This window comes from Sphingobium sp., from assembly GCF_035511395.1.
Lineage (GTDB): Bacteria > Pseudomonadota > Alphaproteobacteria > Sphingomonadales > Sphingomonadaceae > Sphingobium.
This window is the reverse complement of record NZ_DATKFP010000281.1, coordinates 19,509-44,104: the sequence shown is the minus strand read 5'-3', so window position 1 is coordinate 44,104 and position 24,596 is coordinate 19,509. Positions and strand designations below refer to the sequence as shown.

Below are 24,596 nucleotides of genomic sequence, written 5' to 3'. Positions count from 1 at the left end.
GCATCGGCGAGGCTGCGCATCTTGCAGATCATGGCATCGTATCGCGTGTCGACCTGCCCGACGTCGGCCGCAACCTTCAGGACCGGTATGAGATAAGCCTGGTGCATCGGATGCGGCGGCCCTGGCGTTCGCTGAAGGGCGCCCGGTTCGCGCCGGGCGATCCGCTGCACCGGGCATGGCGGCAAGGCCGGGGCATGTATATCTCGAACGGCGCCGCGCTGGCGGCGCTGCGTCGATCCAGCGGCGCGCGCGACAGGACGCCCGATCTGTTTCTCATGGGATTGATGGCGCGGTTCAAAGGCTATTATCCGGACTATGCCAAAGCGCTGATGGAGGGGCTGGACGGGTTCAGCTGGACCATCCTCAAGGGCCAGACCGGAAACCGGGCGGGGCAGGTCAGGCTAGCATCAGCCGATCCGCGCGACGTGCCCGACATCGACTTCGCCTATTTCGAGGAGAAGGGCGAAGAGGATCTGGCCGGGCTGGTCGAAGGCGTGGACATGGCGCGCGCGCTTGCGCAACCGCTGATCGCACGCGGAGTCATCGCCGAAGAGGAATTGCCGGGACCGGGGCTGGACGGCCCGGTGCTGCGCGATTGGGTGCGAGCAAACGCCTGGGGACATCATGCCTGCGGGACGGCGGCGATCGGGCCGGTGCTCGATGCGGCAGGACGGGTTCATGGCATAGAGCGGCTGCGTGTCGTCGATGCCGCGATCTTTCCGCGCATTCCGGGCCTCTTCATCGCTGCGCCGATCTATTTCGCGGCGGAGAAGCTCGCCGCCGACATTCTCCGCGCCAGTCCCGCGCCGAATCAGCGAAAGGACGACTGAGATGCTGCATTTCCTGCATCGCCTGCTGGAGCTTGGCCTTCACGCCGAGCGGCGTTTCGATCCTTTCTTCCGGCCGCTGGTCGACCGGCCGCTCCGCATGTCGCTGACGCGCTTCTTCAACTGGACGATCAACCTGACGCGCGATCGCGATGTGCCGCCGATCGCGGGAGAGCGGATCGCGCCCGACGAAGACATCAGCCTCGACGCGATCATCGCCGAAATGCAGCACCATCTCGATCTGGACTTCACGCCCGGCCATTATGAGCGCGCCGGCAACACCAAGACCCATGGGCTGGTTCACGGCATCTTCACCGTCCTGCCCGACCTGCCCGCCCATGTGCGGCATGGCATCTTTGCCACCGAGCGCAGCTTCCCGGCGTGGATCCGCTTTTCCAATCCCGGCCCACATGTCGAGCCGGACATTGACGATGTCGGCTTCGGCAGCATGAGCGTGAAGCTTATGGATGTACCCGGCGCCAAACTTATGGAGGATGAGCGTCACACGCAGGATCTCACATCCGTCACCGTCATCACCTTCCCCACGCCTGACACGCGCGAAAACGCGCATCTGCAATATTGGAGCCGGCGCGAGATGGCCGTGTGGTATTTCCTTAATTTCAAGCGCCCGCATGTCCGCGATTTCATCATGCAGGCCCTGTGGAACCGCACGCTCGCCAATCCGCTGGCCAATGACTATTTTTCCTGCACGCCCTATCTGCTCGGCGAGGGGCAGGCGATGCAGTACAGCTTTCACCCGATCGGCAAGATCGATACCCGCATCCCGCGTCTGCCGCTGCGGCCGCGTGACAATTATCTGCGGGACAATCTGGCCGCATCACTGCGGGCCGGCGATGCGCGCTTCGAAATGCGCGTGCGGTTGCAGCAGGATCCATTCCTCCAGCCGATCGAACAGGGCGCGGTGTTGTGGGATCCGGCGAAGACACCCTATATTCCCGTCGCGCAGATCATCATCCCGGCGCAGGAATTCCAGTCCGCGCAGCAATTTGCCTTCGCCCGCCAGCTGACCTGGAATCCCTGGCACTGCCTGGCTGAACACCGGCCGCTCGGCAATCAGAACCGGGCGCGCCGACGGCTCTATCTGGAAATGTCGCGCTATCGGCAGGGCAAGAATGGCGAGATGCATGTCGAGCCGACAGGAGCGGAACGCTTCGGCTGACCCTGCGTCAGTCGCGCAGGATGCGCGAGAGACCGGCAATGCCCGGCAGGAAGAAATAGGCGCCGCCGACGACGGTCACGAAATGTGGCATACTGGAGAAAAGACGTGGGTTGCCGCTTGCATCATGGCAGGCGAAGGCATCGGTCGGCAGGCCCCCATTCGCCGGGCAGCGATTGCCCAGCAGCGGATCCTGCTCCCCCGACAGTCCGGCAAAATAGGGGCTGGAAATCCAGCTACCCTGCACGAATTCGAACTGCCGCGCGAGGCTGGCGTTGAGGCAGATGAAATGCAGACCGCTTTCTTCCACGAGGTCCGGGGAGACCGCCGGCATCATGCTCGCCCACGGGTCCGGTACCGGACCATAGGGCCGACCACGCCGGAGCAGACGATGGAAGCGCGCCGAGGCGACGGCATCATGCACGGCCGTGCCCTTGAGACCCAGAGAAGAGAGGATATCGTTGAGGAAACCCTGCCTGCCTTGCGGGTCGTCGCCATTGCGGGGGTTGGCGCGGCGAATATGCGCGCCGATCGGGCAGGCGATCCCGTCAGGGTCCGCGCCGAACAGGAATCCGTTCCGTCCCTTCCCCGCCTGCTCCAATGCCGGGAGAGGATCGCCATCGATGCGCCGACCGACCATCAGTTCGGCCAGGGCAATCGCCTTGTTCCTGCCCGCCTGCTCCGCGATCCAGCCCCAGAAGCCGGCGACATCCTGCTTCAGCTGGCGATAGACGAGATAGGTGCCGTTTCGGCCGATGCCATCGGCGACCGGATAGTCGGCAACGAAACCATATTCGTTGGGATAGCCCAGCACAAATTCGCCCAGTGCGATACGGTCCCGATAGAGCCGGTCTTTCGCGCCGCCGGGCCGAAGCGTTCCGCCCCAGTCCACATTCGGCTGCGAAATACCATCCACGAAACCGAATGGCTCGCGATCGACATGGGTGCTGGCGGCGTTGATGGCGACCAGCGTGCAGGCCGCGTGCGGCATCGACTCCAGCGTCTGCGCCAGATGATCCTCTATGGCGTCCTCCTCCGCCAGCAGGATCAGCAGCATATGCGGCTCTGCCGCGCCATACCCCCAGCGCCAGTAGGACGGATCGTTCGGTCCGACATCGCCCAGCCTGCGAGACCGGGACGGATCGCCCGCCAGCCCGTCGAGAAACTCCGGGGCGAAGCCGGGGATGCCGTCGACCGGCACGTCCAGCGCGCGCAGTCCGGCGGCCGTAAAGGCGATCTGACTCACCTGCTTGAGTCGACCGACCTTCGCCGCCGCCAGGCTTGTGACGGTCAGGCTGCGCAACCACAGCCTCGCCTCCCGCGCGTCGCCGGGTGCGTCGCCGACGCGCAGCAGCACATAGCGCGCGCCGTGCAACGAGCCAAAGCCGCGTTCGACCAGCGCCTGCGCATCCTCCGGCGCGAAGTCATGCCTGCCGCTCATATTTCCGCAATCCAGCGGCGCAGCGCCGCCCCGACCGGCGCGGCCTCGAACCCCGCGCGAATGCGGGCGTTTCGCGCCATGTCGTAGTTGGATAGGCCGGGAAACGCCTTGTACCAGACCTGGGTGGGGATCTGGTGGTGGAAGAGATAGCGCTTGAAATCCTGTTCATGGCGCGCGCCGCCCAGGATCAGCCAGTCGGTGCGCGGGTAGCCGAGGCCATTGGAAAAGGAGAGGTTGAGGCCGAATGCCACCTTGTTGATGAAATCGTCATTATAGGCTTCGCGGCTGCCGTCATAATTGCTGGCGAAATAGACGCGCCGGCGATCGTCGAGGAAGGTCCAGCTTGCAAAATGGATGGTGTTGACCCGCGCCAGCCGCCCCTTGCGATAGATATGGCGCGCGCCCCAGCCAATCACCCAGAGGATCGCAATCGTCAGCCAGCGGCGGAACAGTCCCGGCTTGAGCGAGCCGATCGCGCCATATTGGTTGGTGATGTCATGATCCTCCTGCGCCGAAAGCAGGCGATTGCGCGCGCGATCAGGGACCGGCGCGAGGATGGGATCGGTGCGCTCGCGGTGGCGCAGAAGGAGGATGAAGGGAACAAGACCGATCAGGATCAGCGGCAGCAGGACCAGCCCGATGACAGGGAGCAGCAGGAAATGGCCAAAATCGCGCAGTCTCGACGCGATGCCGGGGCGGTCCAAGGGCGTGAGAGGAACGGCCCGCCCAGCTTCCGCCAGCTTCGGCCAGAGCGCTTCGGGCGCGGTTCCGTCATGGGCGATCCGCACCGCGCGCAATATCCGATGCAGGGCCACTTCCTCGGCGATCTGCCTTGTGCCGCGACCGGGCCAGTTGATGTAATTGGCGGCCGAGCGCACCGCGTGGCGGCGCATCCATTGGATCAGGTCGGTGTCGTCATCAAAGTCGATACAACAGGAGAAGATTTGCCTCAGCCCTGTGGCCGCCAGCTCGGTGATCGCCCGAACGAAATCATCCTCGTCACCGTCGAAATCCGCCACGAAGGCGAGCCGGACGGGTTCATGGATCGGCAGGCTTTCGGCCAGCGCGATCCGGTCGGGCAGCGAGGGATCGTCGAGCAGAACGAAGCGTGCGACATGAAGCTGCTCCAATTGCCCGAAGGGAAGCAGCGCATTGTCGGGGTCGGCCTGGCCCGGCGCATGCGTCATCGTCGCCAGAAGGCTTTCGAGATCATCGCGCAGCCCCCGGCGGATCGGCGCGGCGACGAAGAGGTGGCCTTGCCGGACCACCGCCGCATTCACCCGTCAAACTCAAGCGCGAAGTCGATCAGGCGCCTTTTATCCCAATAGACCTTGCCCAGATACAGGCCCGGCTGGATCATCCGGATTTCGTCGCGAATATGCGAGGCCAGCAGCGAGGTTTCGGAATAATCGAGGACGATGCATTCCTTGCCGTCGAGCCAGCTTGGTTCCTTGTACACTTTCGCGACGATCGCCTTCAGCCCGAAGGGCAGGATCGTGTTGCGCAGAAAGCCCCGATCGGCGTCGAACAGCTTGCCCTGCCATGCGAAGATGTTGATCACTTTGGCGATCTCGTCGGAAAAGGTCGTGCCCGGTACGATGATGGCCGTCCCTTTGGCCTCTCCGTCCGGAATCGGGCCGGCGTCATGGGCGGAAAAAAGCGTGTCGAGTTCCGCTTGCGACATTTTGAGCCAATCGGAAACCGTCTGTGTCATGGCATCTCTCCCAAATCCGTTTTTCGATATGCTCCCTCATCGCCTTCGCCAGAGCGCGTGCAGTTTCCCCACGATCGCAGCCACCAGATAGACAAGGGCGAAACAAGCGACGAAAAGGAGGATGATCGATGCGATGGGCAAAGGGCTGAGCCAGGCGGACAGCAGCAGGCCTAGCAGAAAGGCCAGCGCGGTCCGCCAGTCGGCAAGGCTCTTGAAGACATCCATCTACGTTGCTCCTCACTTTACGGTTGAGGCCGAAGCGGTGGGGATCGGCACGAGGCGGGAGACGACGAGGGCGACATTGCCCAGATCCTCGCCGACGAACTTCCGCATCTGCTGCCGCAGATTTGCCTTCTTGTAATAGGCCTGCTTCCAGATCGCCGGATTGCGGGACATATATTTGACGACCGCATCAAATTGCCGGTCGAATTCGTCGGCCGGCAAGGCCGAAAAGTCGAACAGCGCCATCATCTCCCGGTCTTCCCGGATGATCATGACGAACGGCCCTGCCCCGGCCATACGGTCGGGATCGGGTACGTTGGACCAGGCCCGATCGAAGTCATAGCTGCGCAGCAGGGTTTCGCACGTCACCCGATCGGGAGCGCGGGTCACGGGCCAATAGATGGGACGCCGGTAGAGGAATATCCCGTCGACAGCGTCAGCCCGCCCGTCGACGGGCGCGACCTCGAACGTCAGAACCCTGCGCATCGCCTCGCACGCCTGTCTGTTACGCGGGCCAGCGCGATTGATCAGGATGATGCCATAGCCCCCGCCTTCCGACGCGAGCGGCATCGCCGGCGGCAGGATGCGGCCGACGGCAGAAAAGCGGTTCTGGCTGCTACCCTGTCCTCCTCCCATCGTCGGCGTCCCCGCGATTTCCAGGGTCAGGCGCGCATCCTCGACTTCCCTTGCACATTCCGGATGGCTGGCGATGAACGACCGGATCGCATCCAGCGTGCCTGCCCGGCGGGCCGCGGCCCATGCCTCGACGCAGGTCTGATCCGCGGCACTCATCCTCGGACGGGCCTGACCGGATTGCGCCTGGACCGACGGGGTGCTGCACATGAGGGCAATTGCGAGAGTGAAGACGTTCAGAAGAGAAAAGGAGGATCGCATTTCAAACATCACCATGAAGTGTGTTTCACGACTCAATCGCAATCATGATACAGAATATACAATTTTTCTTTCATTCTATTAAAGGTAAATCCCTATGCGCATGATATCGCGGATTTAATCATGCCATGATCAAAAAAATCCTGCCGCTGGCCTTATCCGTGGCCTGTATCCCTGCGAGAATTCTTGCCTGTGAACCGCCACCGTTCTCGCCTGCGCCGCCCTCCAGCCGGCCGGACATTGATCAGGCCCTGTTCGAATTGTCCGCAAGCAATGGCGTGGAAAGGGTCGGACGGGCGCAAAAGCTGTCGCGGCAGTTGGTCGCGCAAGGAAGGCCGCAGGAGGCGATCGCCCTCCTGAAAGCAGAACGCGACCGGGCCGGATTCAGCGGATCAGATCAGCGGCAGGTCGCCTTTCTGGAGGTGGACCTCGCGATCGCGTTGTTGCGCGCCGGCGCAAGTGATGAGGCGGAGGCGACGGCTTCGCGCGCCGCAGGCATCCTTGGTACCGCCGCCTATGGCGCAACCACCCATATCGCTGCGCTGCTCGCCCTTGCACGGAGCGAAAATGCCCGTGCAATGTCTCAGGAGGCGACAGCGCATCTGGAAACGGCCAGCCAGTTGGCGCTGCGAGGCGGGTACAAGCTGTTGCTCGCGCAGATACGGGAAGTCCAGGGCAACCAGTTGCTGGTGCGCGGCGATGGCGTGAACGCCCGAAAAGCCTATGAAGAGGCCCTTTCCCTGTTCGAACAAGGCGGGACCAGCGAGAGCAGGCTGCATTCGCCGATGGTCGGACTCGCCAACGCCGAATTTCTGTCGGGCGATTTCGAGCGCGCCAATGTCAGTTTCGACCGGGCGGTGGCAGCCGCGGCACGATCCTGGGGAAGCGGTTCGATACAGGTGGCCCGGGTCCGGATCGAGCAGGCGCGACTGCTGACGGCCACGGGCGACTTTGCCGAAGCGGCTTGCAACGCGCAGCAGGCGCGAGACAGCTTGGCTGCCGACAAGGATTATGATCGGGGCCTCGCTTCGTCCGCCCTCGGCTTCGCCGAAATGGGAAGGGGTGACCTGAACGCCGCGTTCGAGAGTTTCCGCGAGGCGGCCAGCGCCATCACTCGCGCGCGGGGGGACGGCTCGCCCGACCTGCCCCCGTCCCTCATGCAACTCGCGAAAATCTCGATGAAGCGAGACGCACCGCAGGTCGCCGAAAATTACGGCCGAACCGCACAGGCCATATTGGAACGGCAGGATCCGGGTTCGCCCCAACTGGCCGAGGCCATCAGCCTGAGAGCCGAGGCGCTGCTGGCGATGGGCGATGGGCGGCAGGCGCTCGCGCTGGCGACGCGCGCGCGCGACATCATCAGGGCGCGCGGCACCAGCCTGGAGCGCTTCACGACCAGCCTCGCCCCGGCGCTCAGCGAACAGGTCAGCAATCGGCTGATCTACGAACGCTATCTCGACATCGCCTATCAGGTGGGCGGCAAAGCCGCGATGACGCGCGACGAGGCCTTTGTTACCGCGCAGAATCTTCATCGCGGGAAGACCAGTTCCGCCCTGCTGCGCCATCTGGCTCAGTCCGCGGAGATGTCACCGCAACTTCGTCCATTGCTGGACCAGCGGGCCGAGGTTTCGGCACAGTTGGCCGACGCCATCGCCCGCGAGGATGAAGCCTATCTTTCCGGGCCGGCCAATGCCCCGCCGAACCGGCTCGATCTGTCGGGTCGGCGCCGCGAACTGAGCGCCAGGCTGGACGATCTGGACCAGCAGATCGGCGCCGCGGCCCCCGACTTCGCCTCTGCGCGGTCCGACCTTGTGAGTGCGGCCGAACTGCGCAAGGCGCTGCGGCCGGGGGAAGCCTTTCTGATGCAGGCGACGACGGAGCGGGCGACCCATTTGTGGCTGGTGAAGGCCGACGACCCGGACCTGCATTATGCCCGCACGGATGTGGCTGGCGCTGCGCTGCGCCGCCTCGTGCAGGCACTGCGCGCCAGCCTCGGCTATAAGCAGGACGGACTGGCGCCGCCCTTCGACGCCAGCAGCGCCTTTCACATCCATCAGGCTGTCCTGCACCCATTTGCCGGGCAACTCGCGGATGTCCGCACCCTCGTCTACTCGCTGGATCGACAGGCCGAAGCGCTGCCGCTCGCCATATTGGTCGCGACCGACCCCGCCGGCCAGACCGAACCGGACCGACTGGATTTCCTGGTCAGGCACCATATCGCCACGGCCATGGTTCCATCGCCTGGAAGCCTGGTGGCGCTGCGTCAACCGCGTGCCGTCCGGATCGCGCCCCTCCCCTTCCTCGGTATCGGCGCGCCGATCCTGCAAGGCAGCGCCACTACGCAGGCCAGCGCGATGAGGCGGCTGATGGCGCGGATGCGGGTCGCCATCGATCCGTCGGACATTCGCGCACTCGAACCCATATCGAACGGCGCGCAACAGCTGGAAACGATGGCCGCCAATTTCGAGAAGCCTCCTGCCGACCTGCTTCCGGGTGAGAAAGCAACGGAAACCCGGCTCCACGCGACCGCGCTCGATCAATACAAGGTCATGGCCTTCGTCACCCATGGTCTGGTCGCAGGGCAATTCTCCCATCTCGCCGAGCCGGGCCTGGTCATGACCCCGCCGGATGCGCCAAGCCCGACCGATGACGGATTGCTGACCGCCAGCGAAGTCGCGAGGCTGAAGCTGAACGCGGACCTCGTCATCCTGTCCGCCTGCGACACGGCCGCGGGGGACGGCAGCTTCAATGCCGACGGATTATCCGGTCTGTCCCGCGCCTTTTTCGCCGCCGGGGCGCGGGCCTTGATGGTCAGCGGCTGGCCCATCAAGCCGCAGGCAGCCACCCGATTGACGTCGGAGGTGCTGCGGACCCTGTCCGCGCCCGACCCACCCGGAAAGGCCGAAGCGTTGCGCGCGGCAATGGAAACTATGCTGATCGGACAGGTGTCGGTCCTGAAAGAACCATCCATGTGGGGGTCGCTCTTTATAGTCGGCGATCCGTGAGCGTCTGTGATCCGTGCAAATTAATGCCTCAATCTTGGTAAATTAGCAGGCGAGATTGCGATGCTTTCGACAACGGTCGAGAATATTCATTCGATAATCATTCAATCATGACCCCATAATTCCTTTATAGTTCGCTCCCCAACAAGGGGGCGGTATCGATGAACTCTTCTGCCAGCTGGCTGGCTTTATGTTGTGCGACGATGCTTCTGGCAGAGGCCGATGCTCATGCTCAGGCGGTCGAGCAACCAGCCCCTTCAAGCGACGACGTGGCGATCGTCTATCGCGCAGCCCGTCAGGCTGCGGAAGCCGGAAATGTGGCGGCCGCGATAGCGAATCTCGAACGTCTTCTCCTGCTCAGTCCCAACCTCCCCAATATCCGGTTCGAACTCGGCATCCTGTATCTGCAGGCTGGCTCCCCACAACTTGCAGCCTATCATCTCGACGCTGCCCTCGCCGCCCCCGCCATGCCGCCTGCCATCCGCGCCCGCGCGCTGGAAGCCCGGGCGCAAGCCGCCAGCGCAATGAGCAACAGCTTCTTGACCGGCGTCCTGGCGATCGGCGCACGTTACGAGAGCAACGCCAACGCAGGGCCGGCCAGTGCAAATATATTGTTGTTCGGGCTTCCCGCGACCCTCGATGCAACCAGCATGCGCGATGCGGACATGTCGTTCACCGGGCAGGTTTCGATAACCTACGCTGTCGGCCTGGGATCGCAGCGGGGCCACCTGCTGGAAACGGACCTCGATCTCTATTCGAGCAGCTATGCCGACCGCGACGATCTTAACTACCAGATTGCGGCAGTACGCATTGGCCCCCGCTTCTTCCTGTCCCGACCGGGCACGACGTCTCACTCGATCCGGCCGTTCGGGACGGCAAGCTACCAGCGCCTGGGTGGCGATGATTATCTGCTGACCTATGGCGGGGGCGTCAACCTGCGCAGCACGCTCAACAGCCGTGTCCTTTTGGCCGCATCGGTCGAATATATACGCGAGGATTATCAAACGTCTCCGGACCGCTTCCTCGCCGACCGGACCGGGCATGCCTTCACGGGAACGCTGGATCTCAATATCATTGCCTCACCGCGATTGTTGTTGCGCGCAGGCCTGGTCGGTCGCCACGACGACGCTGACGCCGCCTATCAATCCTATGATCGATATGGAGCAAGTGCAGGCGCCACCTACGCCCTGCCGACAAGACACCTGCCTGGCCCTCTCGCGCTCAGCGCGAACGCGCTCTACCTGCGTGCAGACTATGAGGCGCCGGACCCCACGATCGATCCCGATACGCGCCGCGCGGATGATCGCGTCGAAGCCACGGTCGCGCTCAGCATGCCTGTCGGAAAGCGTGTCGCGGTGGTGCTGAGCGGAACATGGATAGACAATGCGTCCCGGCTCGCACTTTACGATTACCAGAACAAGGTCGCGCGGATGGAGGTTCAACTGCGTTTCTGAAGGAGAAACGACGATGAAACAGCATTTGACGGTGGCGGTTGGTCTCCACCTTGCGTTGGCCATGCCTGCGTCAGCGCAGCAGTTGTCTGATCAGGTCGTCAGGATCGGCGAGACGAGCATCCGCACCACCTATGTAAGCGACGCCACGGCGCGTGACGTCATCGCTTCGCCCGGCGAAACGGTCGAACTGGTCTTCAGCGATGGCACGTCGGTGACGCTGGCGGCCGGCGCCTCGCTGCGGATTGAAAACTATCTGTGGCAGGACAAGGCGGGACGACTGGCCATGACATTCCAGTCCGGCGTCGCTCGCTTAGCCGCAGGGGAAACGGCGGCGTCGAACGACCTGCATATCGTTGCGGGGCAAGCCGAAGTCCGGCTCGGCAAAGGCGACGCCATATTGGTCGATTTGCGGCCGCAAACCGCCGGGATCGTGCTTCTCGTCGGGCATACTGCCGAAATCTCCATCAATGGAGACAGAAGCAGGATCGAGCGCCCCGGATATGCCATGATGCTGGGTGGAGACGATCCAGGTTCGATCCGGCGCTATGCGACAACCAGCCTGCGGACCGCGATGGAAACGCTGAATCCGGGCATGGCTTCCACCGGTGGCGGTTCTGCCGCGACGATGACGAACGCCCCGCTTGAGGGCGATGCCCGCGACCTTCGGCAGGGGACGGAACTGGCGAGACTGGAATTGGGTCCGGCCGCCTCCCGGATCGCGTCCGGGTCGATCAACGGCGGACTGCCGCCCGCTACGGAGATCCTTGGCGAACCGATCTTCGATCCGGACCTGCCGACCATCAATAACGCGTCGATATTGAGAGGCCCCGCGACCCAGACGATCTTTCAGGATCCGGCATTCTCCCCTGCCAGAGGACTTGCCTGTACCAGTGGCGGCGTGGCGACGGCATGCAGTCAGTCGCAGGCCAATATCTTCACGACCTTTCAGCGCACTGCCGGCGAACAGCAGAGGGCAGCGGGCGCATCGGTGTCGCTTGTCATGGCGAAGGGCGGAGCAGTCGGCCCTGCCATATTGCAAGGCCTGTCGGGTAACGGGACGCCGCTCAGTGGAGCCGTTCCAAACTCGGTCTATGCTTTCTCGCTCGACGATTTCAAACAGCCATTCACGGACAGCGACGGCAATATATTTGATGTCACCGTAGAGCGCCTGGTTCCGATGCTGGCGATTTTTGACTCGAAACAGGAACGGCTGGATGATGACTTCGGCCGCACCGTTTCCGGATCATCGGATATAAATGACGATGACGGCAATCCACTCGGCAACGCTTCCGTCCAATCGAAGCAAGCATCGGTCGCCGACTTCGGATCGGACGGATCGTTCAAGTTCAGGATCGACTCCTTCATGTCCGCTCAACAATCCCGGCTGGGCTTCACCAGTCAGGATGATGGCGTTCTCTTCTCCTATCTGGTCGAAAAATCTCTGCCGACGGATAATACCAGAGATATTTTCCAGAGTACGCCGTTCGGATCGGCCTCCGTCTCGTTGGTGCAAGCGGGATTCCGCGGCTATCGGGGCGTCACCGACGCTACGACGCCGGTTACGCAAAGCGGGCCACTTGCCGCCGTGGAATTTCTGCTCATCGACAGGCTCCCCGAAAACTTCCTGGCCGTGCAGATAGACGAAATAGCATCCGGCCCGATCACATCCGACTGCGCCCTGACGGCCTGCAATGGGTATGAATATTTCTTCGCAGCGGGAGACGTGGCGGCCCGTCCCGCCCAGGACCGTGCGTCTGTCGACACATTCTTCCTGACGCCCGGTCTGACCGGATTTGGCGAGGCGGACGGGCCGGTTCAATTCAGGGCATTTTTCCCCGGCACGCCGTCTTCAGGCATGCTGGGAAGGGAAGACGCGACAGCCTATGTGGTTACGCCGGCATCCGGGGATACGGCGAAAGTCGCGCATGCCGATTTCACCTACAATCTCGACGCGGGGCGTATCACCGGACTGAGCATCGGCGCGGCCATCGGCGATCTGACCTACACCGACTATTATGATGCGGACGGCCGTCCGACCGCTGCCGGTTCCGGGACGCGCGAAGCCGGGCGGCGGCAGTTTGCCGGCACGATCGGGCGCACCCTTGGGGCGGTCGATGGCAATGGCGGGAACGCCTCCATCTACCATGCCACATGGGATGTGCTTGCGTCGGGCGGCGGCAACCCGAACCTTCGCCAGGTCGACCCGAATGACCGGGCCTCCAATACTCAATCACAGGGACGGGCAGGCTATATCCTGTTCAATGCCCAGGCCCCCGGCGGCGACGAGGGGCTTCTGCGCCTGGCCCAGGGCATCGGAACGCAGGGTGTGGCGGAACTGGATCGCACGGGCGGGCGGTTCAACGGCTATCTCGCAGGCGTCGTCCAGATCGGCAATTCAGGTGAGCTGGCCTGGCTCGATGGCATCGACAGCGGCAATCTGACATTGGAAATTGCGAACGACATGGTTGCCGCAACCCTTTCGCCCCGCACAGTTGTGAATGCACCGGCAGGAAGCTTCACCTTTGGCGGGGCCGATAATGGCGCATTCATTTCCCGTGATCGCTTCCTTGCCTTCTCGCCCGAGGACACGGCGATCGACGGGGTGCTGATCTCTTCTGGCTTCCTCGCGCCGTTTCAGGGGAATGACGATCCACTTGGCACATTCGATGCCGCCGTTCCCGAATATGCCCGATGGGGCGCCTTTCTCGGCGATCTGGCGGCGGGTTCGGGCAGCGGTCAAATCGCCAGTTTCGCGCCATGGGTCGCGGCGCCGATCGTCGAGGCGGCCGCCCTGCCTGCGCGCGGACAGGCCATCTACTCGGGTAGCGCCCTGGGCGATGTCGCGGTTCAGGATGCCGGGCGGACGACAACCTATCTCGCCGGCGGCAGCTTTACCCATGACTGGTCGTTCGCCAATCGGCGCGGGACGTTCGACATGCGGTTCGACAGTCGCGACTATACGGCGCTGACCGGCGCTGCGCCGACAGGCTTCGCGTTCAGCGGGGCGCTGCGCAACAGCGGGACGACGAGCCAGATCGGGGCCGTGAGCGGCAGCTTCATTACCCCTTCGGACGCGGCTGCCGGCGCGATCCCGCAAGGCACGATCGGCCAGTTCACGATCAACCAGTCGGGCGGCTATATCGCTGGTGGCGTGTTTGCGGGTGGCCGGTCGCAATAGCCGACCGGGGGATTGCCGTGCCGCGTGGAGACACGGACGGTCATGGCGGATTCTCTTTGCGCGGGATCGGTAAGAATATGTGGCGCAGGGCAGCGAAGGAGCCGATCAGAAATAGGAGATTGCGCCCTTAACTTCTCACATTTCCCGCCGATCCTGATATTTCCGGTCGGGTGTTGGAAATTAAATTTCCTATTCCAAGCGAATGTCCGAACGGGATCTGCAATCCCGTTTCATAGGAACGGGATTGCAGATCCCGCGAGGCTATCATGGCCGCCGCCAATAGGACAGAAATGTCCCCGCCGCCCGCTTCTGACCCGGAAACGCGGTGAACCAAAAGCCCGGAGCAGCCGATGCGATCGGATCGGAAACCGCTCTAACGCGCCTCCGCCTCCAACGTGACGGGACCGATCAGGCCGGACGGGCGCAGCGGCGCGTCGGGCTTGTAGGTCGGGGCGGCGGTGAAGGTGATTTTCTGCGCGCCGGGCTGCTGGTCGCCGATCAGGCGATTGACCCAGAGATTGGCGACCTTGACCTCCAGCGCGTTATTGCCCGGCTTCACCAGCTTGCCGATGTCGAGGCGGTAGGGTGCGAACCATGTCGTGCCGGCGGGCTGGCCGTTGACGCGCACCTCCGCCACGTCGCCGATCCTGCCGAAATCGATCCAGAGCGGCGCGCCGGGCCTTACGCCTTTGGGCAGGGTGAAGCGGCTGCTGTAAGTCGCTTCACCAGAAAAATAGCGTACACCCTTGTCGGCATTGCTTTCCAGCGGTGTGAGCGTGGGCATCGCGATCTGCGCCGGTGCGCCGCGTCCGGGCTGGAAGCGGACGGTCCAGGGATTGGCGAGCGTGGCGACCGGGCGGATCGCCTTCGCGGCGACCGTGGCGGCGGGCAACGTCGCGGGCGTGCGGAACAGGATGAAGAAGGCATCCTCCGCCCCGACATCGAGCGGGATCACCGTCTCGCCGCCTTCGGTGCGGTAGGAGAGCGGTGCCGCCGAGCCGTCGATCGCGCGCCAGAGTTCGGGCTGCTTGCCGGTCACGCGGAAGCGCGCCTCGATCCGTCCCGCCTTTTCGGTCCGGTTGTTGACGAAATAGAGGTCGCCGTCGGTCAGCTTGCGATGAAGGAAGCGATAGTCCGCATCCGCCGCACCATCGGTGATGCGGAAGTCCGGGCCGACGCCGGCGCTGGCGAGCGCGGCTTCGGCGTCCTGGCTGGCGATGACCCGGCCCTTGCCGACCGGGCCGCCGCTCCAGAGACGGTCGGCCAGCGCCTTGAAGGCGGCGGCGTCATCCTGAAGGCCGGGCGCGCGCTGGGGCGCGGCGCCGATGACGGTCGCGCCGGCCTCCGCCAGCGCAGCGATGCGTTGCAGCGTCGCCAGCGTCATCACCCGGCTCGATCCACCAAGATAGAGCGCGCGATAGCGGGCATTGCCGGCGACCAGTTCCCCATTGTCGACGCGCATGCGGTTGGCAAGGATGTCGGCATTGACGAAGTCATAGGCGTAGCGGGTCGGCAGGTCGGCCGGCACGCCATGTTCGAACAGGGAGGTGATCGGCGCATCCTCGCCGTAGAAATAGGCGAGGTCGGCATGGTCGCGCCCCTGCTGGAGCAGATAGCCGGTGCGCGACATGTAATCGACCCAGGGCTTGGCCATGTTCGCCCAGCTTTCATGCCGGTTGAAATATTGGCCGAAGATCATGAGGCTGAGGCCCGGTAGCTTGTCGTCCACCGGCTGATGCACCGAGGTGTGGACGATCGGGCGGTTGACGCCTGATACGAACTCCAGGTCGATGACGCGCTTCAGGTCCGATGGCGCGAACGCCCAGGGCGCGAAGGCCGAGGTCATGCTTTCGGCCGAGACGATATTCTGGCCGTAAATGTGGGCGACCGAGGCCGCGCCCTTCATGTCGCCGATCAGGGTCGGTCGCGGGGTCGCGCCGCGATTGAAGGTCCACATCGCGGCCATCGGCACATCGGCATGGGCGCGCATGGCGAGATCGTCGCCCAGAACCGGGCGGCCATTTTCGAGCGCCTCGCCATAGACGGTCAGGCCATTTTCATGCGCGACCTTCGCCACCGTGCCATAATGGGCGTCGGCCAGTAGATCGGCCAGCGTCTGACGATAGTCATGGAGGAAGGCGTCACTACGCGCCGCCGACCCCACCACCGCGCCAGTCAGCGTAGGCAGGAAGGGCACGGGATCATAGCCGCGCCGCGCCTTGAACTCATCCACCACGCGCGGGGTCCAGTTGGATGCGCCGACCTCGATACTGTCGGTCAGCAGGGCGCGGATGCCCTTCCGGCCGATCCAGTCCGCGCCCACCGTGTCGCGATACATGCCGAGATAGGTTTCGAGATAGCGGCGGACGGCGGCAGCGTCATATTTGTCGACTTCAAGGCCCGTAGCCTCTGGCGTGGCGGGATGGTTGGTCTTGCCGGTAAGCGAATAGCCCATGCGGACGATGCGCCAGTCGCCGCCCTTTGGCGCGGTCCAGTCCAGCGTGCCATCGGGACGCAGCCGATCGGTCAGGTCGATAACCTTTGCCGGGTCGATCGCCGGGGCGGACGGCGCGACGTCGTCGCTCAGCCGGTTATAGTCGGGGACGATCGCATAGCCGGCCTTGGCTTCATATTGATGGATCTTCGCTTCCGACGAGAGGCGCAGGTCGCCGATGCCGAGCGTCGGGCTGTCGGGGCGGGCGAAGACGTCCATCATGACCGCGCCGGGCGCGCCATCACCCAGTCCGGGAGATTTGGGCGCATCGTTCGGCGACAGGATCAGTCGGAAACGCCGCGCGGTGACGGGCGCGAAACCGATCGTCGCGGACACTTCGGTCAGGGCGAAGCGACCGACCGGCTGCCAGCCCTGCGCCGTCTCCGCCTCCAGCGTCGGACGATAGGCCGGATCGCCGAAGGGCGGGCGAGCATGGGGTACGAACAGGCTGGCGGACCGGATGGTGACGGGCCTGCCATAGTCGAGAATCAGCGCACCGGGATTTGCGGCGTCGCCCTTGGCCACCTGCGCCGCGGTTTCCAGATCATTGTCGAGCAGCGGCCCGGCGGCGAGCGTGCTGCCATCGGCTTGCGTCACGCGCGGCTGTGCCAGCGGTGCGGCACTGACCGGATAGGCAAGGACGCGGGCGTCGGCATAGAAGCTGGGCAGCGCGCCACTTTCGGCACCGGCAGCCAGCGGATCGCTGAACCTGGCGCTCTGGAACGGACCGGTGACGGCGGGCGGCGCGGGGAGCGCGCCCTTCAATCGCTGGCCACCGAGCAGGTCGGTTTCGCTCCAGACCAGCTTCTTCATCGCATCCTGTGGCTTGACCCAGGGACCACCCGTCTCGCTCCAGCCCGGCGAGGCGGCGATGGCGAATTCCAGCCCCTTGGCATCGGCCGTCTGGACGGCATGGCGGAACGCGTCCTTCCAGCCGTCGGTCATGTAGATCAACCGATCCTTGACGATCTGCGGCGTCATCAGGCTCGCATCGAAATTCTGGATGCCGCCGATACCCATGCGGGCCATCCAGTCCAGATCCTTGTCGATCCCCTCCTTGGTCACATTGCCGTTCATCCAGTGCCACCAGACGCGTGGGCGCGCCGACTGGGGCGGGTTCCGGAAACCATCAGCCAGTTCATCCGCCAGTGCGGGCGCGGCAAGGACGGTGCAGGCCAGCAGGGCGGCGATGCGAAGGGTGCGGGATGTCATCAGCGGGAGATCCTCTTTTATCAAAGCGCGCGAGCGGACGACAGCAGCCGTCGCAATGCCAATGTGGCGACCAGCGCACCGAGCGCGCCGCCATAGGCGATCTTGATGGTCAGGGCCGCGCCCCAGCCGATAGTCGGAAAGGCTGTCGCGCCGACCGAAAAGGCGAGCGAGCCGCCCAGAAGGCCGCCCGCCAGAGCAAACAGGACGGCACGGACCAGGATAGGCCGCAGCGCTGCCCCATTGCCCAGCGTTTTTCGCGCGACCAACGCCGGCACCAACGCACTCATCAGCGCGACCGCAATGCTTTGCGGCACGAAATCCAGTGCCAGATTGTCTGGCGCCATCCAGCCGAGCGGACGCGGCGCAGTCCCAAACATGCCAAGGAAGAAGGCGAGGCTCAGCACGCCGTTGATGACGACGCTGATCGCCGCCTCCCGCCGGATCGAAATATCTGCCGTCATGGCGCGGTCTTCCGGTTCAGAAGCCCGCGCATTTCCATCCATGACAGATATTGCGGCAGCAGGCCCATGGTCGTGGTGTCCGGCTTGCCCATGCCGAAGCCGTGGTCGCCGCGCTCATAGGCATGGAGTTCGACCGGCACATGGGCGCGCCGCCAGCTTTCGACCAGCGCATAGGAGGGATTGGGGAACAGGCTGTCATCATTGGCGATGGCCGCGAACATCGGCGGAGCGTCGGCGGGCACCTCCCGCGCCAGCATCGGACCATAGATATAGCCGATAAAGGACGGACGGTCGCCGCCCTTCCCTTCCAGCGCCGCGTTGAGCGTGGTCATCGCGCCGGCGGAAAAGCCGACCATGCCGACTCTCTGCGCATCGACGCCCCATTTTCCGGCGTCTGCGCGCACCAGCTTGAGCGCCGCCAATGCGTCAAGGGTCGCACGCGGTTCCTTGATCAAGGGCGGCGCGGCGGGATCGCGTAGCGACTCCGCCATGCGCTTGCCCATATAGGCGGAGGCTTCGGCGGTATCGGCCGGGGTCGGGTTCAGCCGATATTTGAGGACGAAGGCGGCGACGCCATGATCGGCCAGCCAGCGGGCAATATTCCAGCCCTCATGGTCCATCGCCAGCAACATGAAGGCGCCGCCGGGCGCGACCACCACCGCCGCGCCGGTCGCCTTGGCAGTATCAGGCAGGACGGGGGTGATGGTCGGCACGGTGACATTGCGGACGGCCAGATCCTTGCCGAACCGCACCCAGTTTTCGGTCGACCCTTTGGGCGCCTTCATGTCCGGATAGAGCGGAATGGCATCGGGTTCGGCCGGCGCCTGAGCCGGGACCGGGACGGGCATCTGCGCGGCCGCCGGGGCAGCGAGCAGCAACAGGGCGGCTAGGAGACGGCGCTTCATGGCGGATGCTTCCTTAGAGCGCGTTGCGGCGGGCGATGGCACCATAGACGGCAGCGCTGGGCTTGGGCGTGCGGACGAAGGTGACGGGATCGACGCTGTGCAGCCCGAATTTGGGCTTGTAGCCGAAGATCCATTCGAAATTGTCGAGCAGCGACCAGTGGCAATAGCCCTGCACCGGAACGCCGTCGTCCATGGCCGCCTTGAGACCGGCGAGCGCTTCGGGGATGAATTTCGCGCGGATCGCATCATCCTCCGTGCCGACGCCATGTTCGGACACCAGGATCGGCACGCCGGTCGCTTCATGGGCGTAGCGAACGGCACCGGCGAGCGAACCCGCCCAGACTTCGGTGCCCGACCAGTTGACGGTCGACCCCTTGGGCGCGGGCAGCCGACCCTTGTCGCCCCAGAGGGCGCGCTCGTAATTCTGCACCCCGATGAAATCGTCGCCCTTCGCAATGTCGAGCCACTGGCCGTAGAGTTCGCCGCGCATCCGGTCGCGCACCGACGCCTTGCCCACCGCCTGATCGTCCATCATGGCGAGCGAGATGCCGACCGGTAGGTCGGGCCGCACTGCCTTGATCGCGGCCTTGCCCGCCTTGTGCGCGGCGGCGAGGCCGGTTTGCAGCGCAGGCAGATCGTCGAAGCCGGCGACATTGGCGCTGACGAACTTGGGTACGCCCAGCCGCTTGGCCGCGGTTTCCAGCGTCAGTTTCTGAATGTCCCAGACCTGTTGGGGCAGCATCGGCTTCAGCAGCAGCAGGATATTGGGTTCGTTGAAGGTGATGACGCGGTCGATCCCCTGCCCCAGCGCGCGGGTCGCCTTGTCGCAATAGCGGGCGAAGAGAGACGCGCTTTCCGGGTTGGTCCAGCCGCCTTGCGCGCTGAACCAGCGCGGCGCGGTGAAATGACTGTAGGTGACGACGGGGGTCAGACCGCGCGAGCGGCAGCCGTCGATCACCGCCTTGTAATGATCGAGCATCGCTTGGCTGAACAAGCCCTTTTCCGGCTCGATCCGCGCCCATTCGATGCCGAAGCGATAGCAGTTGAGACCCATCGCTCTGGCAAGATCAAGGTCGGTTTCCCACAGCGCGAAGCTGTTGCAGGCGTCGCCCGACGGCTGGGTGAAGACGGTGGGCTGCTGGTTTTCCAGAAACCAGAGGTCGCTGGCGATATTATTGCCCTCGATCTGGTGCGGCGCGGTCGCCGCGCCCCACAGGAAACCCTTGGGGAAGGCCGGGTCGGCGCTCTTGCGCGCGGCCAAGGCGGGGGCAGCCATCAGCGCGGCGCCGGTGGCCAGAAGGGTTCTGCGGTCCAGCATATGTCCGTCTCTCCGATTATAGATTTGTCAGGCGGTGGTTTCGCGCACGAAGGCGCAGATTTCGTCGGCGAGCCGCCGGTCGGCGGTGCCGAGGTGCATGGCCATGCTGTAATGATTATGGCCCGAATGGATGTAACCGCGTGGCATGATGCCGTGACGATCGAGCCGGTCCTGCATCAGGCCCAGAAATTCGGCCTGGAACCGCGGCGGGTCGAACTCCGCGCAGGCGAGCAGCAACGGCAGGCCGGTGCCGGCGACCGCGTCCAGCGGCATCCGGTCGGGATAGAGTGCAGCCTCGCCATAATAGAGCATGTCGCGACCATCGAGCGGCGTGTAGCCATAAAGGCCCGACAGCAGGATGGCGGCGCGGACGGCGTCCGTCCCCGCCATGCTGAGATAGCCGGCGACATGAACCGCGCCCGCCGACGTGCCCATCAGCACGATCCGATCCGGATCGCCGCCATGCTCCGCGGCGTGGGCCTTCAGCCAGGCTACGACCGAGCCGACATCCTCCGATCCCGCCGGCCAGACATTGTCGGGCGCGAGCCGGTAGTTGATGACGACGCCCAGGAAACCGGCCTGCGCCGCCATCCGGCCGACATTGGCGTTCGCCCAGTCGGCCGCGCCGCCCTTGTCGCCCTTCAGAAAACCGCCGCCATGGACGAAGACGAGGATCGGCGCGAGGCCTTCGCCCTCCGGTCGGTAGAGGTCGAGGCGGTGGCGTTCATGCGGGCCATAGACCATGTCGACGGCGCTGGCCGGCACCCGCGCCGCAAGATCATGCTGCTGGGCGTCGAACAATGCGCGGCAGCGAGCGAGGATGTCCGGTCCGAGGCCCGTTCCCATCGCGGCGATCGCCTCCCGCATCACCGGCATCCCAGATCGAAGCTGGACAGGTCGCGCGAAAGATCGACGGGGCCGACATAGGCCTTGCCGATATCGGCGCGCAGCGACGGTTCGGATTCACTCAGAAGGCCGGGAACGGCATAATGGGTCAGGACCACCCGGCCCACCTTGGCGCCAGCCGCCATATGCCCGATGTCGGCCGCAAGCAGATGATGGGTGGACAGATGTTTCTGCATCGACGCGAGCATTTCCGCCGATGCATCGACGCGCCGCTGGCGAATTTCCTTCATCAACCGCTCCAGATCGATCACTTCGCTCACCAGCATGTCGCTGCCGGTCGCCAGCGTCGCGACCGCAGCGCTTGGCCCCGTATCCCCTGTATAGGTGATGCTGCGATCGCCCAAGGCAAAGCGATAGCTGAGCGAGATATTGGCCGGATCTGCCTTTCCGTCATGATCGAAATGGCTGTTCGCCGCCGCCTTCACGGTTACGCCACCGTCGAGCGTGATGCTCTGGCCGTCGCGCAGCTCCACGGCGCGAACCGACCCCGCAGGCGCGGGCGGCAGTGCGCCAAGGCCGAAACCGATCCGGGCGGGCGGCGCCATGGAGGCGACGATCCCGTCGACGACCTGTCTGATGCCGGGCGGCCCATAGATGGTCAGTTGCCCCGGAAACTGGTTCATCCAGCGCAAACCAATGACCGCGCCCAGGCCGCCGCTGTGGTCGAGATGAAGATGGCTGATGAAGACGGTGCGGATCAGGCGCATGTCCATGCCGATGCGGGCGAGCTGGTTCACCGTGCCGTCGCCCGTGTCGACCAATATGGTCTGATCGCCCGCGACGAGCAGGTTTGACGGCTCGCTCCGGTCGGCGGTGGGAACAGGGCCGCCGGCCGTTCCCAGCGTCGTCCAGCGCAACGGCGGACAGGCCGGAGCAGCAAGAGCCGGTTCGATGGCCACACCCGAAAATCCGAGGATCGCAGCGATGAGCATCCCATATCGTGCCGCCACGCATAATCTCCCATTATGGCATGTTTTGCACGCCGGTATGATTCTGGACAGGGCGGCCCGCGCGGGCCGCCCCCGGATCGTCAGAAGCGCATTTCCGCCGAAACGCCGAGAGTGCGGCGTCCTTCGCGGGTCATCCAGTTCACGCGGCCGCCCGGATCGCTGAACGGCAGGCCGATGACCGCCGACTGGAACCGCTGGTCGAGCAGGTTGCGGGCGAAGACGCCGATCCGCCAGTTGCCGTCGGGATGACCGATCCCGGCGCTCAGGCCGATCGTCCCATAGCCCGGCTGGTCGGTATAGGCCTGCGCCGCCGCATATTGCACGCGGCTGCGATAGTAGAAGTTCGCCGACCAGTCGAAGGTCAGGCTGTCGTTGATCGGCAGCCGCACGTCCGCACCCGCCGTGGCGCTATATTTGGGTGCCCCCGACAATGGCTCGCCCGCCGCCTGAACCAGGCTGGTCGTGCCGTCGAGATAGCAGGTGTAGCCGCTCTTCACGACGTCGGGACAGGCCGTAATATAATCGGTGAACTTCGTGTCGGAGTAGGTGAAGGAGCCGTTGAGCGCCAATTCCGGCGTGACGCGCCAGGAGCCTTCGACCTCAAAGCCCTTGGCGTCGAAGCCGCCGGCATTCTCCGTCAGGAATTCCAGCCCGTTGAACACGGAGGTCTGGAGATTCTTATACTTGTCGAAGAAGACGTTGGCGTTGAGCGTCACGGTCCGATCGAACAATTGCGATTTCACGCCGAAGGTGACGTCGCGCACCGTCTGCGGCCCGACATCGACCTTCTGCCCGGTAAGGCCCGAGAAAGTGACCGTCGGCCCCAGATAGCCACGCGCGACGGTGCCGTAGAACATCAGGTCGCGATCGGGCTTGAACTGGAAGCCGAAGCGGCCGGACCAGTCGCCTTTCTTCGTCGATCCCGTCGCCAGCGGCCGCGCCTCATAATAGTTGACCTGGCCCGCGACCGGCGGTCCGGGAGGGCTGGGCGGATAGGCGGGATCGATGATCGAGAAGGTCGAGGATTTCACCCAGTCATATTGGTAGCGGAGCCCGCCGATCACCGCGAACTGCTCGCTGACGTTGAACTTGCCGTCGAAGAAGGCGGCCAGCGAGTCCGATCGGGTCTGGGTGTTGCTCTGTCCGGCCGAGATGCTGACGATGAAAGGATTGAAGGGCGCGGCGGGACGCAGCTGGGCGCGGTTGAAGTCATTGTCGTCACCGACCTTGCGGCGCGAACCGTAGACGCCGGACGTGAATTCCAGCGCGCTGCCCGACGGCGAGGTGATGCGCAGTTCCTGGGACAGGAAGCTCTGATCGACACCGCTCTGCTGGGCGGTGAAGACCGGCACGCTGCTGCCATCGATCGCGAACACCTGATCGCCTTCGTCCAGCCGCCGCCAGGCGGTGATCGAGGTCAGGTTATAGTCGCCAAGGCCGAGGTTGATTTCCAGCGACGCGCCATAATTCTGTTCGCTGGTGTAGCCGTCATATTCCTCAGCGGATTTGGTGTTGTCGAAACCCGGCACGATGCCGAGCGCGCCCAGATTGCCGAAGCGCGCCGCCATCAGCGGATTGGCGAGGCTGGGCAGGCGGGCGAGCGTCCAGAGCTGGCCGGGGCCGGTCCGGTCGATCTTCGAATAGTCGCCGATCAGGTAGAAGCTGAGCGTATCGCTGGGTTCGAACAGCAGCTTGGCGCGCGCGCCATAGCTTTTCTCGCCGCCCCAATCCTTGTCGAGCGTGACATTGTGCAGGAAGCCGTCGTTCCGACGGTAGAAGCCGAACACGCCAAGCGCGGTATTGGCGCTGAGCGGCAGGTTGAGGTTGCCGTTCACATTCACTTCGTTGAGTTCGCCATAGGAGGCGAAGAGCTTGCCGCCGATCTTGTCGAAGGTCGGCTTCTTGGTCGTGATGTTGACGACGCCCGACGAGGCATTCTTGCCGAACTGGGTGCCCTGCGGCCCCTTCAGCACCTCGACCCGTTCCAGGTCACCCAGACTGTTGATGGGATTGCCGAAGGGAATGACGACATTATCGACGACCGTGCCGACATTCTGTTCCGACGAGCTGGAGAAGCCGCCCGCCGTGCCGACGCCGCGCAGGCGAAAGCCGCTGTCGTTGGGCGAGGTACCGAACTGGACGCCGGAAAACTGATACTGAATATCGGTCAGGCGCTGGAAGCCGCCTTCGGCCAGCTGGTCGCCGCCGATCGCCGACACGGCGATAGGAACGTCCTGAAGGCGTTCGGCGCGGCGGGTGGCGGTGACGACGATGTCGGCGCCGCCACTGGCCGGCGCATCGGCGGCTTCCTGTGGCGCGCCAGCGGCTGCGGCGGCATCCTGCGCGAAGGCCGGTGCGGCCAGGGCGACAGCGCTCGCACCCGCGAGCATCGCGATGGTCTGGTTGAACTTACGCATGGTTACTCCTCCCCTTCTTATGAATTG

At 64.3% G+C, this 24,596-nt stretch carries 17 protein-coding genes; 5 read left to right on the top strand and 12 right to left on the bottom strand.

Features of this window, described 5'->3' with window-relative positions; translation table 11 throughout:
- Positions 1–830 (top strand): GMC oxidoreductase (locus VMR39_RS20075; protein WP_325418368.1); only part of this gene is annotated, 830 nt, incomplete at its 5' end.
- A gap of 1 nt (position 831) precedes the next feature.
- The gene (locus VMR39_RS20070) at positions 832–2,007 is read left to right on the top strand and encodes a hypothetical protein (protein WP_325418366.1); all 1,176 of its coding nucleotides are present in this window, start codon (positions 832–834) and stop codon (positions 2,005–2,007) included.
- Positions 2,008–2,014: 7 nt separating this feature from the next.
- On the opposite strand, the gene VMR39_RS20065 is transcribed toward VMR39_RS20070, so the two are convergent.
- From VMR39_RS20065 to VMR39_RS20045, 5 genes are read right to left on the bottom strand one after another with little or no spacing between them, the layout of a single operon-like run.
- Positions 2,015–3,445 (bottom strand): hypothetical protein, encoded by a 1,431-nt coding sequence (locus VMR39_RS20065; RefSeq protein ID WP_325418364.1) that lies wholly within the window; start codon positions 3,443–3,445, stop codon positions 2,015–2,017.
- Entirely contained in the window at positions 3,442–4,713 is a 1,272-nt protein-coding gene (locus tag VMR39_RS20060) for a hypothetical protein (RefSeq protein WP_325418363.1), read from the bottom strand. Before VMR39_RS20060 ends, VMR39_RS20065 begins: the two co-directional genes overlap by 4 nt.
- An 8-nt stretch (positions 4,714–4,721) precedes the next feature.
- Positions 4,722–5,159, bottom strand: a complete 438-nt coding sequence (locus VMR39_RS20055; protein WP_325418362.1) for a hypothetical protein — start codon at positions 5,157–5,159, stop codon at positions 4,722–4,724.
- Positions 5,160–5,195: 36 nt separating this feature from the next.
- Positions 5,196–5,384: a hypothetical protein gene (locus VMR39_RS20050; protein WP_325418361.1), complete on the bottom strand. Its 189-nt coding sequence runs from the start codon at positions 5,382–5,384 to the stop codon at positions 5,196–5,198.
- Positions 5,385–5,396: 12 nt separating this feature from the next.
- Entirely contained in the window at positions 5,397–6,173 is a 777-nt protein-coding gene (locus VMR39_RS20045; RefSeq protein ID WP_325418360.1) for a hypothetical protein, read from the bottom strand.
- A 227-nt stretch (positions 6,174–6,400) separates the two neighbouring features.
- On the opposite strand from VMR39_RS20045, the gene VMR39_RS20040 reads away from it, so the two are divergent.
- The 3 genes from VMR39_RS20040 (at position 6,401) to VMR39_RS20030 (ending at position 13,906) form a co-directional block, all read left to right on the top strand.
- A complete protein-coding gene (locus VMR39_RS20040) occupies positions 6,401–9,277 on the top strand; it encodes a CHAT domain-containing tetratricopeptide repeat protein (protein WP_325418359.1) in 2,877 nt (958 codons plus the stop codon).
- A 158-nt stretch (positions 9,278–9,435) separates the two neighbouring features.
- Positions 9,436–10,728 carry a surface lipoprotein assembly modifier gene (locus VMR39_RS20035; protein ID WP_325418358.1) on the top strand — a complete coding sequence of 431 codons (1,293 nt, stop codon included), beginning with the start codon at positions 9,436–9,438 and terminating at the stop codon, positions 10,726–10,728.
- 13 nt (positions 10,729–10,741) lie between these two features.
- A complete protein-coding gene (locus VMR39_RS20030) occupies positions 10,742–13,906 on the top strand; it encodes a hypothetical protein (protein ID WP_325418357.1) in 3,165 nt (1,054 codons plus the stop codon).
- Positions 13,907–14,279: 373 nt separating this feature from the next.
- On the opposite strand, the gene VMR39_RS20025 is transcribed toward VMR39_RS20030, so the two are convergent.
- The 7 genes from VMR39_RS20025 to VMR39_RS19995 form a co-directional block, all read right to left on the bottom strand.
- The gene (locus VMR39_RS20025) at positions 14,280–17,612 is read right to left on the bottom strand and encodes a glycosyl hydrolase (RefSeq protein ID WP_325418356.1); all 3,333 of its coding nucleotides are present in this window, start codon (positions 17,610–17,612) and stop codon (positions 14,280–14,282) included.
- A gap of 20 nt (positions 17,613–17,632) precedes the next feature.
- A complete protein-coding gene (locus VMR39_RS20020; protein ID WP_325418355.1) occupies positions 17,633–18,073 on the bottom strand; it encodes a hypothetical protein in 441 nt (146 codons plus the stop codon).
- Positions 18,070–18,978, bottom strand: coding sequence for an alpha/beta hydrolase (locus VMR39_RS20015; RefSeq protein ID WP_325418354.1), 909 nt, complete (start codon positions 18,976–18,978; stop codon positions 18,070–18,072). The genes VMR39_RS20020 and VMR39_RS20015 overlap by 4 nt, the downstream gene beginning before the upstream one ends.
- A 13-nt stretch (positions 18,979–18,991) precedes the next feature.
- Positions 18,992–20,296: a family 1 glycosylhydrolase gene (locus VMR39_RS20010; RefSeq protein ID WP_325418353.1), complete on the bottom strand. Its 1,305-nt coding sequence runs from the start codon at positions 20,294–20,296 to the stop codon at positions 18,992–18,994.
- 27 nt (positions 20,297–20,323) lie between these two features.
- Positions 20,324–21,172: an alpha/beta hydrolase gene (locus VMR39_RS20005; RefSeq protein ID WP_325418352.1), complete on the bottom strand. Its 849-nt coding sequence runs from the start codon at positions 21,170–21,172 to the stop codon at positions 20,324–20,326.
- Positions 21,163–22,152, bottom strand: coding sequence for an MBL fold metallo-hydrolase (locus VMR39_RS20000; protein WP_325418351.1), 990 nt, complete (start codon positions 22,150–22,152; stop codon positions 21,163–21,165). Before VMR39_RS20000 ends, VMR39_RS20005 begins: the two co-directional genes overlap by 10 nt.
- Before the next feature lie 80 nt (positions 22,153–22,232).
- Positions 22,233–24,569 (bottom strand): TonB-dependent receptor, encoded by a 2,337-nt coding sequence (locus VMR39_RS19995; protein ID WP_325418350.1) that lies wholly within the window; start codon positions 24,567–24,569, stop codon positions 22,233–22,235.
- Positions 24,570–24,596 lie beyond the last annotated feature (27 nt).

Excerpts from the sequence above, each read along its gene's own strand:
- VMR39_RS20025 (WP_325418356.1), bottom strand. The coding sequence starts at position 17,612 with ATGACATCCCGCACCCTTCGCATCGCCGCCCTGCTGGCCTGCACCGTC.
- VMR39_RS20070 (WP_325418366.1), top strand. The coding sequence starts at position 832 with ATGCTGCATTTCCTGCATCGCCTGCTGGAGCTTGGCCTTCACGCCGAG.
- VMR39_RS20030 (WP_325418357.1), top strand. The coding sequence starts at position 10,742 with ATGAAACAGCATTTGACGGTGGCGGTTGGTCTCCACCTTGCGTTGGCC.
- VMR39_RS20045 (WP_325418360.1), bottom strand. The coding sequence starts at position 6,173 with ATGAGTGCCGCGGATCAGACCTGCGTCGAGGCATGGGCCGCGGCCCGC.
- VMR39_RS20015 (WP_325418354.1), bottom strand. The coding sequence starts at position 18,978 with ATGAAGCGCCGTCTCCTAGCCGCCCTGTTGCTGCTCGCTGCCCCGGCG.
- VMR39_RS19995 (WP_325418350.1), bottom strand. The coding sequence starts at position 24,569 with ATGCGTAAGTTCAACCAGACCATCGCGATGCTCGCGGGTGCGAGCGCT.
- VMR39_RS20050 (WP_325418361.1), bottom strand. The coding sequence starts at position 5,384 with ATGGATGTCTTCAAGAGCCTTGCCGACTGGCGGACCGCGCTGGCCTTT.
- VMR39_RS20065 (WP_325418364.1), bottom strand. The coding sequence starts at position 3,445 with ATGAGCGGCAGGCATGACTTCGCGCCGGAGGATGCGCAGGCGCTGGTC.
- VMR39_RS20020 (WP_325418355.1), bottom strand. The coding sequence starts at position 18,073 with ATGACGGCAGATATTTCGATCCGGCGGGAGGCGGCGATCAGCGTCGTC.
- VMR39_RS20055 (WP_325418362.1), bottom strand. The coding sequence starts at position 5,159 with ATGACACAGACGGTTTCCGATTGGCTCAAAATGTCGCAAGCGGAACTC.
- VMR39_RS20040 (WP_325418359.1), top strand. The coding sequence starts at position 6,401 with ATGATCAAAAAAATCCTGCCGCTGGCCTTATCCGTGGCCTGTATCCCT.
- VMR39_RS20035 (WP_325418358.1), top strand. The coding sequence starts at position 9,436 with ATGAACTCTTCTGCCAGCTGGCTGGCTTTATGTTGTGCGACGATGCTT.
- VMR39_RS20010 (WP_325418353.1), bottom strand. The coding sequence starts at position 20,296 with ATGCTGGACCGCAGAACCCTTCTGGCCACCGGCGCCGCGCTGATGGCT.
- VMR39_RS20005 (WP_325418352.1), bottom strand. The coding sequence starts at position 21,172 with ATGCCGGTGATGCGGGAGGCGATCGCCGCGATGGGAACGGGCCTCGGA.